Source organism: Mesorhizobium sp. LCM 4577, from assembly GCF_001854795.2.
GTDB classification, from domain to species: domain Bacteria; phylum Pseudomonadota; class Alphaproteobacteria; order Rhizobiales; family Rhizobiaceae; genus Mesorhizobium; species Mesorhizobium plurifarium.
Map to the genome: position 1 here is coordinate 144,737 of NZ_MDDU01000001.1, position 14,457 is coordinate 159,193.

Consider the following 14,457-nt stretch of genomic DNA (forward strand, 5'->3'; position numbering starts at 1 on the left):
CGGAAGTTCAAGCCACCGCAGCGCGCTGAATGGGCATAGCGACGGGAAATCGGTTGACATCCAGCCGGACGGCCCAGTCGGCGATATGCAGCCTCTTGCAGTCCGGCATTTCTCTTGTTTCACTTGGATTGCCCACAAACCGGAGGAGCGAATCATGGCAAAAGGTGCGATGAAGGCGGGCAAGGAACCCCGCAAGCCGAAGAAGGATGCCAAGAAGCCCGCCGCGGCCCCGGCTCCTAAGGCGCCGCCGGTCAAGGCGATGCGCATCAAGGAAAAGTAAGCGGCCGAATCCGGTCGCCCACGGCTCAAATGCAGCTTGGTACCGGCGGCATGACAATGCTGCCGGTGTTTTGTTGATTGGGGAACTGAGCACCCTATATAATGGAGGCGAGGACGACCTCGCTTCCCGAAAAACCGGCCGGGACGACCCGCCACACCGAGCATCGCAACCGATGCCGGAACGACGGAGCGTTTTCGATGTCCTGGATTTTTCTGTTCTTCGCCGGCCTGTTCGAGATCGGCTGGGCGATCGGCCTCAAATACACCGACGGCTTCTCGAAACCGCTGCCGACCCTTCTCACCATTGCCTCGATGATCGTCAGCCTCGGTCTGCTCGGCCTGGCGTTGAAGACGCTGCCCGTCGGCACGGCCTATGCGGTGTGGACCGGCATCGGCACCGTTGGCACGGCACTGCTTGGCATCTGGCTGCTCGGCGAGCCCGCGACCGCTGTCCGGCTCGCCTGTATCGGCCTGATTGTCTGCGGCATCGTCGGCCTGAAGCTGGTAGCCTGAGCATTTTTAGAGCGGTTCACCGTTTCACGGAAAACGGCTAACCGCTCTATCTCTTTGTTTTTACGCAATTCCGGACGGAAAACCGCTCACACTTTTCCTGGAATTGCTCTAGGCACAAACGCCTTCGGGGCCGCTTTCGGCGACCCTGATTCATTTTCATCGAACCCGAACTTAGCGGGCGGAGAAGCCCGGAGGCGTCCTGCCGACGCGCGCCTTGCGGGCGGCGTAGCGTGCGTCACGCTTGGCCTTGCGCGCGGCTTCATCGGCGAGCTCGATCGCGATACGTTCGGCTTCCTCGGCTTCGCGGCGCCTGGCCTCTTCGGCCGCCGCCGCTTCCGCCGCAAGACGTGCCGCTTCCGCAATCGCCTCGCGCTCGGCCTTCTCGGCCGCTTCACGCGCCAGCTTTTCCTGCTTCAGTCTTGCCTTTTCGGCCTCGCGGATGGCGCGGGCCTCAAGGATCGCCTTGCGTTCGGCCTGGCGCGCGAGCACAGCCGGATCATCCGCCGCCGGTCTTGCCTTGAAGCGCTCGAGCAGCGCCTTCTTTGCCTCGTTCGCGGCGTTGCGCCGCTCGAAAATGTCTTTTTCCCTGTAGATAGCCAAGTGCACTTCCCTGCAGTCTATTTGCGACGCTTACATACGCGTGAAAGCGGCGAGTTCAAGCGCCAAATCGGTATGCCAGCCATGAAAAATCCGGGCTTGTTGCCGCAGGGATACGGCGCGGCGATGCATGATGCACTGTTCACAGATCGCGCCTCTGGCGGGCGACGGGGCAGATCGTTACCTCTRGCGCCAACTAGCAACATCCACATGAACGCCCTTAGGACGCAACCAGATGGAACTCGGTCTTTACACTTTCGCCGACGTCAGCCCGGAACCGGGTCCCGGCGCCATCGGCCCGCATGAGCGGCTGCGCAATCTCATCGAGGAAATCGAGCTGGCCGACCAGGTCGGTCTCGACGTGTTCGGCCTGGGCGAGCACCACCGCCCCGATTATGCCGCCTCGGCCCCGGTCGTGGCGCTGGCCGCGGCGGCAGAGCGCACGAAGCGCATCAAGCTCACCAGCGCGGTCACCGTGCTCTCCTCGGACGACCCGGTGCGCGTCTTCCAGCAATTCGCGACGCTCGACCTTCTGTCCGACGGCCGTGCTGAGATCATGGCCGGGCGCGGCTCCTTCATCGAATCCTTCCCGCTGTTCGGCTACAATCTCGAGGACTATGACGAGCTCTTCGCCGAAAAGCTCGACCTGTTGCTTGCTATCCGCGACCAGGTGAAGGTGACATGGCAGGGCAAGCTGCGCGCGCCGATCAACGGCCGCGGCGTCTACCCGCGTCCGTTCCAGGAAAAGCTGCCGATCTGGATCGCCATCGGCGGCACGCCGCAATCGGCTGCCCGCGCCGGCGTGCTCGGTCTGCCGCTGGCTTTGGCCATCATTGGCGGCGAGCCGGCGCGTTTCGCTCCCCTGTTCGATATCTATCGCGAGGCGGCGCGCCGCGCCGGCACCGATCCGGCAACGCTTGCCACCAGCATCAACGTGCATGGCTTCATCGCCGAGACGACCGAGCAGGCGGCCGACGACTTCTACGGGCCGCAGGCCGAGGTGATGAACCGCATCGGCCGCGAGCGCGGCTGGGGCCCGACCTCGCGCGCGCATTTCGATCAGGCGCGCGGACCGAATGGCGCGCTGTTTGTCGGCAACCCCGAAGCCGTAGCGGAAAAGATCGTCGCCCAGCACAAGATCTTCAACAACGACCGCTTCCTGCTGCAGATGGCGATCGGCACCATGCCTCACGCCAGGATCATGAAGGCGATCGAGCTTTATGGCACCAAGGTGGCGCCGATCGTGCGCAAGGAGACGGCAAAGGCGGCATCCGCCGCGCCGGTGCCGGCCGCCTGAGCTGTCGCTGCCCAAGCGCTTCCATGATCGCCGGCTAACGGAACCTTGACCCGGCGAGCACGTTTCCCCTCGATTGCACCGTTTTGCGGTGTTGAGGGAACCGATGAAAGCCGAACCGACCGCTTCGGGCGCGAGCGCTGCCGAAAGCCCTGACATGCGCGCCGAGGCGCGGGCAGACATGCGTCTGATGCGGTCGCTGGTGATCGGGATCTTCATTCTGATGACGGCGGCGGCGCTCTATTTCGCCCGTGCCTTCTTCATGCCCGTGATGCTTGCCTTCCTGCTAACGCTGACGCTGACGCCGATCGTGCGTTTCCTGCGCAAGCGCGGCATCCCGGAAGTCGTTTCGGCGACGCTGCTGGTGCTGCTGTCGATCTTCATTTTCGCCGTCGCGGGCTATCTGCTCAGCGGACCCGTCATCGACCTCATCAACAATTCCTATTCGATCGGCCAGCAGCTGACGGAGCGGCTGGCGCCGTTCAGGTGGCCGCTCGAACGGGTGACGGATGTCGCGCATCAGCTGGAAGCGCTGACCGAGACCTCGCAGGAGCCGGGAGTGCAGCGGGTCGCGGTGGCGCCTTCCGGCATCCTGTCCACGGCGGCCAGCAACATCCTCGAAGCCGGCACCTCGATCACCATCGTCTTCGTGCTGTCGCTGTTCCTGCTCGCCTCCGGCACGCTGTTCTACGAGAAGATCGTCCAATCCTTCACCAGCATGACCCAGAAGAAGCGGGCGCTGCGCATCGTCTATGACGTCGAGCGCGAGATCTCGCACTATCTGCTCACGGTCTCCGTCATCAATGTCAGTCTCGGCACGGTGATCGGGCTGGGCCTGTGGGGGCTCGGCATGCCCAATCCGCTGGTCTGGGGGGCGACGGCGGCGTTGCTCAATTTCCTGCCCTATGTCGGCGCGCTGATGACCATCCTGCTGGTCACGGTCATAGCGCTGATCAGCTTCGACACAATCGCCTATGCGCTGCTGGCGCCGGCCTTCGTGGTGTTGTGCGACGTCGTCGAAGGCCAGTTCGTGACGCCGATGGTGGTCGGGCGGCGCCTGGAGATCAATGCGGTGGCGATCTTCATCGCCATCGCCTTCTGGTCGTGGCTGTGGGGTTTCGTCGGCGCGCTGATGGCGGTGCCGCTGCTGGTCGTCATCAAGGTTTTCTGCGACCATTTCGAAAGCCTGAGCCCGGCCGGCAATTTCCTGGCCGCGCAGCATTCCATGGCGATCGAGGAAGAGCCCGCCGAAAACAACCACAACCAAGCGGCCTGAGGCTGGCCCAATCTCAAACCCCGGCCCTTGTTTGCGACACCGGTGGCCAGTGCCTATATCGGACCGGTCAAGCCGGACCTGCCCTGAATGAGCGACTTCGATCTCGATGGCTATTTTGCCCGCATCGGTTATGGCGGGCCGACCGACGCTTCGCTCGCCACGCTGCAGGCGCTGCACGCCGCGCACCCGCGGGCGATCCCGTTCGAGAACATCGACGCCTTGATGGGCGTTTCGGTCGGCCTCGACGTCGCTTCGCTGCAGGACAAGATTTTTGGCCAAGGCCGCGGCGGCTATTGCTTCGAGCACAATTTGATCTTCATGCACGCGCTTGACGCGCTGGGCTTCACCGTCGGCGGGCTTGCCGCCCGCGTGCTCTGGGGCCAGCCGGACGACGCCGTCACCGCGCGCAGCCATATGCTGCTGCGCATCGAGCTTGGCGGCCGCACCTACATTGCCGATGTCGGCTTCGGCGGCCTGACGCTGACGGCGCCGTTGCTTCTGGAGCCCGGGCTGGAGCAGCGGACGCCGCATGAGGCCTTCCGCCTGATCGGAACAGATGACCAATTCCGCCTGCAGGCCGATATCGGTAGTGATTGGCGCACGCTCTATCGCTTCGACATGAGCCGGGCCTATGAGGTCGACTACCGGGTCGCCAGCCATTTCCTGTCGACGCATCCAAGCTCGCATTTCCTGTCGACACTGGTCGCCGCGCTCGCCTTGCCCGACCGGCGCTATGCGCTGCGCAACAACCGGCTGTCGACGCATCATGCCGGCGGCCGCAGCGAGCAGCGCGAGATCGCGACGGCCACTGAGCTCGCCGACGTGCTGGAGAACCAGCTCGCCATCGTCATTCCCGACCGCGCCGCCTTCGAAGCGAGGCTGCGGGAAAAACGCATCGTGGAGACCTGATCAATGACGGACCTTTCGGTTCTCGACCTGTCGCCGATCACGCAAGGCAGCACCGCCTCGCAATCGCTTGCCAATTCGCTCGACCTCGCCCGCCATGCCGAGCGCCTGGGCTACAAGCGTTACTGGCTGGCTGAGCACCACAACATGCCGGGCATTGCAAGTGCGGCGACATCCGTCGTGATCGCGCATGTCGCCGGCGGCACCAGGACGATCCGCGTCGGCGCCGGCGGCATCATGCTGCCCAACCATGCGCCGCTGGTGATCGCCGAGCAGTTCGGCACGCTCGCCGCGCTTTTTCCCGGCCGTATCGACCTCGGCCTCGGCCGCGCGCCGGGCACCGACATGATGACCGCGCGTGCGCTGCGCCGAAACCTCGAAAGCACCGACAATTTTCCGCAGGACGTGGTCGAGCTGATGGGCTATTTCCAGCCGGCCGAGGAAGGCCAGCGCATCCGCGCCGTGCCGGGCGAAGGCCAGACGGTGCCGGTCTGGATCCTCGGCTCCAGCCTCTATGGCGCGCAGCTCGCCGCGCTTCTCGGCCTGCCCTATGCGTTTGCCTCCCATTTCGCGCCGGCCGAGCTCGACCACGCGCTGGAGGTCTACCGCACGCGCTTCCAGCCGTCCGCGCAGCTCGACAAGCCCTATGTGATGCTCGGCCTCAATGTCTCCGCCGCGCCGACGGATGCCGAGGCGAAGCTGTTGTTCAGCTCGCTGCAGCAGGCGTTCGTCAATCTGCGCAGCGGCCGCCCCGGGCAATTGCCGCCGCCGGTCGAGGATTACGACCGCGATCTCGACCCCATGGCGAAGAGCATGCTTGCCCAGGCGCTGTCCTGCGCCGTCGTCGGCTCGCCGGAGACGGTGCGCCAGGGCATCGACGCCTTCATACGCCGCACCGGCGCCGACGAATTGATGGTGACGGCGCAGATCTTCGATCACGCGGCGCGCGTGCGCTCCTACGAGATTCTCGCCGACGTGCACAAATCGATGTCGAAGGCCGCCTGACCGCCACGGCTTTTGCCCGACACACTCGTCTGCTAAGGGCAGGCATCCCTCCTGTGTTTTGACGCAATTCCCGCGGAAAACCGCTTCACACTTTTCCTGGAATTGCTCCAGCGCGAGCCTGCCCGTGACCCATGATCTCGATGACCGCATGCATTTTGCCATCGACCTGGCGCGGCGCGCCGGCGAGCTGGGACTGAAGTATTTTCGCGACCTCGACAACCTGGCCGTCGAGAGCAAGGGCCACCAGGACCTGGTCTCCCAAGCCGACCGCGAGGTTGAGCTGTTCATCCGCGCGGCGATCGCCGAGGCCTATCCGCAAGACGGCATCGTCGGCGAGGAGCATGCGGCGGTGACCGGAACAACCGGTCATGTCTGGGTGATCGACCCGATCGACGGCACCGCCAATTTCGTGCACGGCATTCCCGCCTGGTGCGTGGTGATCGCCTGCGCCACGAACGGCGAGACGGTGGTCGGCGTCATCCATGAGCCTTCGACCGACGAGACCTTCTACGGCCGCCTGGGCGGCGGCGCCTTCCTCAACGGCAAGCCGATCAAGACCAGCAACGCGGCGTCGCTTTCGGAGGGCGCGGTCGGCACCGGGCTTTCCAACCGCGCCGCGACCAAGAACGTCGTCACTCTCATCGGCCTGATCATGGCCGAGGGCGGCGTCTTCTACCGCAATGCTTCCGGAGCGCTGATGCTTGCCTATGCGGCGTCAGGCCGGCTGCTCGGCTATATCGAAGAGCACATGAACGCCTGGGATTGCCTGGCCGGCATGCTGCTGGTCGAAGAGGCCGGCGGCACGGTGCTGAAAGCGGACCACAAGACGGTGATCGACAAAGGCACCCGGGTGGTCGCCGGCGGCAAGCGCATCTTCTCCAGGTTGCGGCTACTCGGAGAGAGCTCCTTCGGATTTACGCGCTGACGCTCTGCGCGACCGCGCCGAGCGGCCGGCAGGAATTGCGGATCATCAGCCGGCCCTTGAGCACGAGCTTGCGCGGCGGGGCGTCGCGGTTGCCGGCCAGCCGGTCGAGCAGGAGGTTCGCCGCCTGCTCGCCGATCGCCTGCACCGGCTGCGCCACGGTGGTCAGCTGCGGCACGAACACGTCCGACCAGGGAAAATCGTCGAAACAGGCGACCGAGATGTCTTCGGGGCAGGAAAGGCCGATGTCGCGGATCGCCTTCATGGTGCCGATCACCATCGGGTTGTTGGCCGAGAAGATCGCGCTTGGCCGGTCGTGCAGCGACAAGAGTTGCATGGTCGCGTTGTAGCCGTCGATCTCGTGGAAATTGCCGGAGCGTATGAGCTCCTCCGCCACAGGCAGGCCGGCGGCCTGCAGCGCCTCGCGGTAGCCGATCATGCGGTCATGCATGGGGGAGATGTCGGAGGTGCCGGTGATGTAGCCGATGCGGCGATGGCCAAGATGGATCAGATAGGTGACGGCGTCGAACACGGCGCGCTGGTTGTCCAGCACCACCGCGTCGGTGTCGACCCCCTCGCAGAGACGGTCGAGCAGCACCACCGGCACATTGGCGTCCTCGACGATGCTCTTCAGAATGCCGCCGTCGCCGACGCGCRCCACGATCAGCCCGTCGACCATGCGGTCGAGCAACAGACGTATCTGCTCGTCCTGCGTGTTCAGATCCTCGTCGGTGCAGCACAGCATGACGGCATAGCCGGCGCGGTCGAACGCCTGCTGGATGACCGAGACGACATCGGTGAAGAACGGATTGGTGATGTGYGGCACGGTGAGGCCGATGGTGCGCGTGGTGCCCATCTTCAGGCTGCGGGCGATGGCGTTGCGCTTGTAGCCGATGTCGCGGATCGCCTGCTCGATGCGTTGCGTAAGCTCGGGACTGACGGTGGCGGTACCGTTCAGCAATGCCGACACGGTGGCCACCGACACGCGCGCCGCCTCGGCTACGTGCAGCATGGTCGGCGCCGTGGATTTCCGCTGTTTTTTCCGCCCTGACGCCGTCATTTTCGAAACGTTTAGCCGCCCCTGTTTAGCCAAACCTACGTAAAGCCGGCATTTTTCGCAAGAATTGAAATGCTTCAATCCTCAGAAGCCAGATAGGCGCTTGACACATTCGAAACGTTTAGATTAGCGTTCGGGCAATCGAAGACGACGGAGGGAGGCCGTCCTTTGCCATGCAGCGCGCTGGCCCCATCATGACGGAAAACCTGGCGGCCGACGGTCCAACCGTCGTCCTGGGCGCGACCGGCATTTCCAAGCGGTTTGGCGGCATCGCCGCGCTGTCCGATGTCGGCCTGGACCTCAGGCCGGGCGAAGTGCACGCGCTGATGGGCGAGAACGGCGCCGGCAAGTCGACGCTGATGAAGATACTCTCGGGCGTCTATACGGATTACGAAGGCACTGTTGCCGTCGACGGCCAGGCGGTTCGTTTCACCGGGGTCCGCGACGCCGAAGACGCCGGCATTGCCATCATCCACCAGGAGCTCAACCTCGTYCCCGAGCTCAGCGTCGCCGACAACATCTTCCTCGGCCGCGAAAAGCTGATCGCCGGGCTGGTCGTCGACCGCAAGGCGAGCAGCCGCGCGGCAAAAGTGCTGCTGCAGCGTCTCGGCATCGAGCTCGACCCGGAAGCGCGCGTCGGCACGCTCAGGGTCGGCGAGCAGCAGCTGGTGGAGATCGCCAAGGCGCTGTCGAAATCAGCGCGCATCCTGATCATGGACGAGCCGACCTCGGCACTCTCGCCGGCCGAATGCGAGCGACTGTTCCGCATCATCCGCCAGCTCGCGGCAAGCGGCGTCGCCATCGTCTACATCTCGCACCGCATCGACGAGGTCATGCACTTGGCGAGCCGGGTGACGGTGCTGCGCGACGGGCGTCATGTGTTGACGCAGGATATGGCGGCGCTGGATGAAGACGCCATCATCTCGGCCATGGTCGGGCGCGACCTTCTGGCGTCCTCCGATCACGAGCGCGGCCCCGGCGGCAGGATAGCGCTCTCGGTCAGGGAGCTGTCGCTGTCCAAGCCCGACCGGCATGGCTGGCGCACGGTGATCGAGGGCGTGAGCTTCGATCTTTCGGCTGGCGAAATCCTCGGCATAGGCGGGCTGCTGGGTTCCGGCCGCACCGAAATCCTGGAGGCGATCTTCGGCTCCAGCGATGGCCGCACCGGCGGCGAGATCAGGCTCGACGGCGTGCCGGTCGAGATCGGCTCRCCGCGCGAGGCGCGCCGGCTGGGCATCGCCCTGGTCACCGAGGACCGCAAGACGCAAGGCCTGCATCTCACGGCCTCGATCACCGACAATGTCGCGCTGCCCCTGGTCGGCGCGCTGGCGCGCTTCGGCCTGCGCTCGCGTTCGGGCGAGCAGGGCCTGGCGCGCGAGGCGGTGAGCGCGCTCGGCATACGCTGCGGAAGCATCGAGCAGGCCGCCGGCACGCTGTCGGGCGGCAACCAGCAGAAGGTGGTGATCGGCAAGTGGCTGGCGACGCGGCCGAGCGTGCTTCTGCTCGACGAGCCGACACGCGGCATCGATGTCGGCGCCAAGCGCGAAATCTACGACCTCATCTTCAAGCTGGCGGGCGACGGGCTGGCGATTGTCGTGATCAGCTCGGAACTGCCCGAGCTTCTGCATCTGGCCGACCGCATCCTGGTCATGGCGGAGGGCCGCCAGCGCGGAATCCTGTCCCGCGCCGAGGCCAGCGAGGAAGCGATCATGCGGCTTGCCGCGCCGCGACGTACTACGAGACCTGCCGCATGAGCCTCATCAGCCTTCTCTCCCGCACCAAGCTCTACTGGGGGCTGATCGCCATCTTCCTGATCGGCGTGTTCGGCTCGCCGATCAGCTCCAAGGGCAACAACATCTTCCTGTCCTACGGCAACCTGCTCGACGTGCTGCGCCAGGTGTCGACCACCGGCCTTATCGCCACCGGCATGACGGCGGTGATCCTGACCGGCGGCATCGATCTTTCCGTCGGCTCGCTGATGGCGATCTGCTCGGTGGTCTGCGCCATGCTGCTCACCGTGCCCGGCGTCACGCCGTCGGCGGCGCTCGGCGTGCCGACGACCGCGCTGGTGGCGCTCTGCCTCGGCGCGCTCATCACCCGCTTCATCCTGCTTAACATCGAGAAGTCCCGCGCCGGCGCGGACGTCAGCCGCGAGGTGCGGCTGGGCAAGGCGCGCGGACTGGTCGTCCCGGGCGTCGTCGGCGTGGTGCTGTGCTGCCTTTCGCTGTGGTACCTGCTGCCGCAGGTCGAAACCAAGTTCGGCGTGCTCGGCGTRCTGCTGGTGGCGCCTTGCGTCGGCCTTCTGTTCGGCACCATCAACGGCTTCATCATCGTCGCCGGCCGCCTGCAGCCCTTCATCGTCACGCTGGCGATGATGGTGACGGCGCTCGGCATCGCCCGGCTGACCGCCGGCCAGAACAATGCGGTGCTGCCGGTTTATACCGGCTCCAACGCCACCGAAGAGTTCGAGATCCTGCGCTCGCTGGTGTTCGGCGTCGTGCCGATGCCCGGCCTGTTCTTCCTCGGCGCGGTGGTGATCTACGGCGCGGTGCTGCGCTTCACGCCATTCGGCCGCTATGTCTACGCCATCGGCGGCAACGAGGAGGCGGCACGGCTCTCCGGCATCGCCGCCGGGCGCGTCAAGATCGCCACCTATGCGATGTCCGGCCTGCTCGCCGGCATCGCGGCGGTGCTCTACGTGGCGCAATATCGGCAAGGCAAGCCGGATGCCGGCGCCGGGCTGGAGCTCGACGCCATCGCCGCCGTGGTCATCGGCGGCACCAGCCTGATGGGCGGGCGCGGCAGCCTGATCGGCACCTTTTGCGGCGTGCTGATCTTCGGCCTGCTGTCCAACATCCTGCAGTTGCACAACATCAATTCGAACCTTCAGCTGGTGCTGAAGGGAGCGATCATCATCGGGACCGTGCTCGTGCAGGAGCGCAATGCCGGCGACATCTTAAGCTATCTGCGCCTGCCCAACGGGCGGACGGCGCAAAAGGAAACGGCCGCGGCCAAGCGGCCGTCACAGGAGACCTCGTCTCTATAATCCGGAGGAAACAGAACCATGACACGACGTGATATGCTGAAGCTCGCCACCTTCGCGGCGGCACTTCTGACGACGACCGCTCTCTTTTCCAGCAACCACGCCCTTGCCCAGGACAAGAAGTGGAAGATCGGCTTCTCGCAGGTGACGACCATCGAGCCCTGGCGTGCCCAGTTCAACAAGGACATCATCGCCGAAGCCGCCAAGCATCCGGAAGTCGAGCTGATCATCACCGATGGCGAGGACAAGACCGAAAAGCAGGTCGCCGATGTCGAGAACCTGATCCGCCAGGAGGTCGACGCGCTGCTGGTGTCGCCGAAGGAATCGGCAGGCCTCACCGGCGTGGTGCAGCAGGCGATCGACGCCAAGATCCCGGTCTTCGTGCTCGACCGCAATGTCGACACCAAGGACTATACGCAGTTCGTCGGCGGCGACAACAAGCTGATCGGCCGCGCGGCGGGCGAATATGCCGTCGAGCTTCTCGGCGGCAAGGGCAAGGCAGCCGGCAACGTCGTCGAGATCTGGGGCGGCATGGGCACGCAGCCGGCGCATGACCGCCATGACGGCTTCCATGAATTCACCGACAAGGAGCCGGGCATCAAGTACCTGCTCGACCAGCAGTCGGGCGACTGGAAGCAGGACCAGGCCTACAACATCATGGCCAACGCGCTGAAGACCAACGAGAAGATCGACCTCGTCTACGGCCACAACGATCCGATGGCCTATGGCGCCTATCTCGCGGCCAAGGACGTCGGGCGCGAGAAGGACATCAAGTTCATCGGCATCGACGGCCTGCCCAACGAAGGCGTGCAGATGGTGAACAAGGGCGAGCTGACGGCGACCTTCACCTATGTCACGCCGGGCGCCGAGGGCCTGCGCCAGGCGATCAAGTTCCTGAACGGCGAGAAGGTCGAAAAGACCATCACGCTGCCGACGGAAAAGGTCACCAAGGAGAACGCCGCCAAGATACTCAAGGACAACGGGCTCTAGGTTTGTTTGACGCAATTCCGAACGGAAAACCGCTACGCACTTTTCCTGGAATTGCTTGAAGCCTGAAATCCCCCTGCCGGGCCACGCGCCCGGCAGGGCTTTGCCCAAGCGCGAGGCGCTCCGATAGCTTGCCGCCGGATGCGGCAGGCGTCGCCGCAATGCCGATTTTCCGCTCTTTCGCGACCGAAAGTCACGCCCGAAACGGCAAGTCCCGACCCTGCCTGTCGGCAGCTCCGCGCGGCCTAAGCGGCACCGCTTCAAAAAAACCAAGCTGGAACAGCAGGATAGACCGATCCCAGAGCGGCTCTGGCGCAAAGCGCGGCGGGTTTCTTCCCGGTCGCTGCCAAGACGACGGACAGCTTGCGCAGAATGCTTGCGCCTTGTGTCGCCTGTTCTTATATACGCGCCAGCCGTCCGGGCCCGAAAAGCGGGACCATGACGGGATTTCTTGTGAACAGGGGCTTTCGTCGGAACGCCTTTTGAAGGGTCCTGAGAGCCTGCTTAGAGGAGAGACTAGAACAATGGCAAAAGTTATCGGTATCGATCTCGGCACCACCAATTCCTGTATCGCCATCATGGATGGCAAGGACCCGAAGGTTATCGAGAACGCTGAAGGCGCGCGCACGACGCCTTCCATCGTCGCCATCTCGAGCGACGGCGAACGTCTCGTCGGCCAGCCGGCCAAGCGCCAGGCGGTCACCAATCCGGAAAACACCATCTTCGCGGTCAAGCGCCTGATCGGCCGCCGCTATGACGACCCGGTGACGGAGAAGGACAAGAAGCTTGTCCCCTACAAGATCGTCAAGGGCGACAATGGCGACGCCTGGGTCGAGGCCGGCGGCAAGAAGCAGTCGCCCAGCCAGATCTCGGCCATGATCCTGCAGAAGATGAAGGAGACGGCGGAGGCCTATCTCGGCGAGAAGGTCGAGAAGGCGGTCATCACCGTTCCGGCCTATTTCAACGACGCCCAGCGCCAAGCGACCAAGGACGCCGGCCGAATCGCCGGTCTCGAGGTGCTGCGCATCATCAACGAGCCGACGGCCGCAGCACTTGCCTACGGCCTGGAAAAGAAGGACGGCAAGACCATCGCCGTCTATGACCTTGGCGGCGGCACCTTCGATATTTCGGTGCTCGAAATCGGCGACGGCGTGTTCGAGGTGAAGTCGACCAATGGCGACACCTTCCTCGGCGGCGAGGACTTCGACATGCGGCTCGTCGAATATCTGGCGGCCGAGTTCAAGAAGGAACAGGGCATCGACCTCAAGGCCGACAAGCTCGCGCTGCAGCGCCTGAAGGAAGCGGCCGAGAAGGCCAAGATCGAGCTGTCGTCGACGACGCAGACCGAGATCAACCTGCCCTTCATCACCGCCGACGCCAGCGGCCCGAAGCACCTGACGATGAAGCTCACCCGGGCGAAGTTCGAAAGCCTGGTCGAGGACCTCGTGCAGCGCACCATCGAGCCCTGCAAGGCGGCGCTCAAGGATGCCGGCCTGAAGGCTGGCGAGATCGACGAAGTGGTTCTGGTCGGCGGCATGACCCGCATGCCCAAGATCCAGGAGATCGTGAAGCAGTTCTTCGGCAAGGAGCCGCACAAGGGCGTCAACCCGGATGAGGTCGTCGCGCTCGGCGCCGCCATCCAGGCCGGCGTGCTGCAGGGCGACGTCAAGGACGTGCTGCTGCTCGACGTGACGCCGCTGTCGCTGGGCATCGAGACGCTGGGCGGCGTGTTCACCCGGCTGATCGAGCGCAACACGACGATCCCGACCAAGAAGAGCCAGACCTTCTCGACCGCCGAGGATTCGCAGTCGGCTGTGACGATCCGCGTCTTCCAGGGCGAGCGTGAAATGGCGGCCGACAACAAGCTGCTCGGCCAGTTCGACCTGGTCGGCATCCCGCCGGCTCCGCGTGGCGTGCCGCAGATCGAGGTCACCTTCGACATCGACGCCAACGGCATCGTCAACGTCTCGGCCAAGGACAAGGGCACCGGCAAGGAGCACCAGATCCGCATCCAGGCTTCGGGCGGTCTGTCCGACGCCGACATCGAGAAGATGGTGAAGGATGCCGAGGCCAATGCCGAGGCGGACAAGAAGCGCCGTGCTCTCGTCGAGGCCCGCAATCAGGCCGAGGCGCTGGTGCATTCGTCCGAGAAGTCGCTCAAGGACTATGGCGACAAGGTCTCGGAGGCCGACCGCGCCGCGATCTCGGATGCGATTGCCGCGCTGAAGACCGCCGCCGAAGGCGACGACCCGGCCGACATCGAGGCCAAGTCGCAGGCGCTCGCCGAAGCCTCGATGAAGCTCGGCCAGGCCATGTATGAGGCCTCGCAGAAGGAAGCGGCCGAAGCCGACGCCAAGGCGGATGCCGCCAAGGATTCGGACGTGGTCGACGCCGACTTCGAGGAAATCAACGAAGACGACGACAAGAAGAAGTCGGCCTGAGCCGGCTGACGGCGAATAAGTGCAAAAGCCCGGCGCAAGGCCGGGCTTTTTTGCAACCCTGACCGAAAAAATGACGAAAAACCCGGAGCTGCCCCGGCTTGGTACTAGCATCCGGGAAACATCGCTCCTAAATCCAA

Annotated in this window: 13 protein-coding genes; 11 read left to right on the forward strand and 2 right to left on the reverse strand. The window is 64.6% G+C overall.

All coding sequences use genetic code 11. The features are described from left to right. Positions 1-154 precede the first annotated feature (154 nt). The gene (locus tag LCM4577_RS00725; protein WP_082953831.1) at positions 155-280 is read left to right on the forward strand and encodes a hypothetical protein; all 126 of its coding nucleotides are present in this window, start codon (positions 155-157) and stop codon (positions 278-280) included. Positions 281-477: 197 nt separating this feature from the next. Further along, positions 478-792, forward strand: a complete 315-nt coding sequence (gene sugE, locus LCM4577_RS00730) for a quaternary ammonium compound efflux SMR transporter SugE (protein WP_040986423.1) — start codon at positions 478-480, stop codon at positions 790-792. A 171-nt stretch (positions 793-963) separates the two neighbouring features. Here the strand turns inward: sugE and LCM4577_RS00735 are convergent, their stop codons facing one another. Next, positions 964-1,392: a DUF6481 family protein gene (locus LCM4577_RS00735; protein ID WP_040986426.1), complete on the reverse strand. Its 429-nt coding sequence runs from the start codon at positions 1,390-1,392 to the stop codon at positions 964-966. Between the two features lie 232 nt (positions 1,393-1,624). Between LCM4577_RS00735 and LCM4577_RS00740 the strand changes: the two genes are divergently transcribed. The 5 genes from LCM4577_RS00740 (at position 1,625) to LCM4577_RS00760 (ending at position 6,795) form a co-directional block, all read left to right on the forward strand. Then, entirely contained in the window at positions 1,625-2,686 is a 1,062-nt protein-coding gene (locus LCM4577_RS00740) for an LLM class flavin-dependent oxidoreductase (protein WP_071069043.1), read from the forward strand. 103 nt (positions 2,687-2,789) lie between these two features. Continuing rightward, a complete protein-coding gene (locus tag LCM4577_RS00745; RefSeq protein ID WP_041010081.1) occupies positions 2,790-3,959 on the forward strand; it encodes an AI-2E family transporter in 1,170 nt (389 codons plus the stop codon). 87 nt (positions 3,960-4,046) lie between these two features. Continuing rightward, complete coding sequence (locus LCM4577_RS00750) at positions 4,047-4,868, forward strand: arylamine N-acetyltransferase (protein ID WP_071069045.1); 822 nt, start codon at positions 4,047-4,049, stop codon at positions 4,866-4,868. A 3-nt stretch (positions 4,869-4,871) separates the two neighbouring features. Continuing rightward, on the forward strand, positions 4,872-5,870 hold the full coding sequence (locus tag LCM4577_RS00755) for an LLM class flavin-dependent oxidoreductase (protein ID WP_040986432.1): 999 nt from the start codon (positions 4,872-4,874) through the stop codon (positions 5,868-5,870). A 124-nt stretch (positions 5,871-5,994) separates the two neighbouring features. Beyond that, entirely contained in the window at positions 5,995-6,795 is an 801-nt protein-coding gene (locus LCM4577_RS00760; RefSeq protein WP_071032466.1) for an inositol monophosphatase family protein, read from the forward strand. On the opposite strand, the gene LCM4577_RS00765 is transcribed toward LCM4577_RS00760, so the two are convergent. Then, positions 6,785-7,804 carry a LacI family DNA-binding transcriptional regulator gene (locus LCM4577_RS00765; protein ID WP_071069047.1) on the reverse strand — a complete coding sequence of 340 codons (1,020 nt, stop codon included), beginning with the start codon at positions 7,802-7,804 and terminating at the stop codon, positions 6,785-6,787. The genes LCM4577_RS00760 and LCM4577_RS00765 overlap by 11 nt on opposite strands. A 218-nt stretch (positions 7,805-8,022) precedes the next feature. On the opposite strand from LCM4577_RS00765, the gene LCM4577_RS00770 reads away from it, so the two are divergent. The 4 genes from LCM4577_RS00770 (at position 8,023) to dnaK (ending at position 14,320) form a co-directional block, all read left to right on the forward strand. Next, positions 8,023-9,603, forward strand: coding sequence for a sugar ABC transporter ATP-binding protein (locus tag LCM4577_RS00770; protein ID WP_071069049.1), 1,581 nt, complete (start codon positions 8,023-8,025; stop codon positions 9,601-9,603). Continuing rightward, positions 9,600-10,895, forward strand: a complete 1,296-nt coding sequence (locus tag LCM4577_RS00775) for an ABC transporter permease (protein ID WP_071069051.1) — start codon at positions 9,600-9,602, stop codon at positions 10,893-10,895. The genes LCM4577_RS00770 and LCM4577_RS00775 overlap by 4 nt, the downstream gene beginning before the upstream one ends. A gap of 18 nt (positions 10,896-10,913) precedes the next feature. After that, on the forward strand, positions 10,914-11,882 hold the full coding sequence (locus tag LCM4577_RS00780) for a substrate-binding domain-containing protein (RefSeq protein WP_071032470.1): 969 nt from the start codon (positions 10,914-10,916) through the stop codon (positions 11,880-11,882). Positions 11,883-12,403: 521 nt separating this feature from the next. After that, complete coding sequence (dnaK, locus tag LCM4577_RS00785; RefSeq protein ID WP_071069053.1) at positions 12,404-14,320, forward strand: molecular chaperone DnaK; 1,917 nt, start codon at positions 12,404-12,406, stop codon at positions 14,318-14,320. Positions 14,321-14,457: the final 137 nt, after the last annotated feature.

Excerpts from the sequence above, each read along its gene's own strand:
- LCM4577_RS00750 (WP_071069045.1), top strand. The coding sequence starts at position 4,047 with ATGAGCGACTTCGATCTCGATGGCTATTTTGCCCGCATCGGTTATGGC.
- sugE (WP_040986423.1), top strand. The coding sequence starts at position 478 with ATGTCCTGGATTTTTCTGTTCTTCGCCGGCCTGTTCGAGATCGGCTGG.
- LCM4577_RS00740 (WP_071069043.1), top strand. The coding sequence starts at position 1,625 with ATGGAACTCGGTCTTTACACTTTCGCCGACGTCAGCCCGGAACCGGGT.
- LCM4577_RS00725 (WP_082953831.1), top strand. The coding sequence starts at position 155 with ATGGCAAAAGGTGCGATGAAGGCGGGCAAGGAACCCCGCAAGCCGAAG.
- LCM4577_RS00755 (WP_040986432.1), top strand. The coding sequence starts at position 4,872 with ATGACGGACCTTTCGGTTCTCGACCTGTCGCCGATCACGCAAGGCAGC.
- dnaK (WP_071069053.1), top strand. The coding sequence starts at position 12,404 with ATGGCAAAAGTTATCGGTATCGATCTCGGCACCACCAATTCCTGTATC.
- LCM4577_RS00745 (WP_041010081.1), top strand. The coding sequence starts at position 2,790 with ATGAAAGCCGAACCGACCGCTTCGGGCGCGAGCGCTGCCGAAAGCCCT.
- LCM4577_RS00780 (WP_071032470.1), top strand. The coding sequence starts at position 10,914 with ATGACACGACGTGATATGCTGAAGCTCGCCACCTTCGCGGCGGCACTT.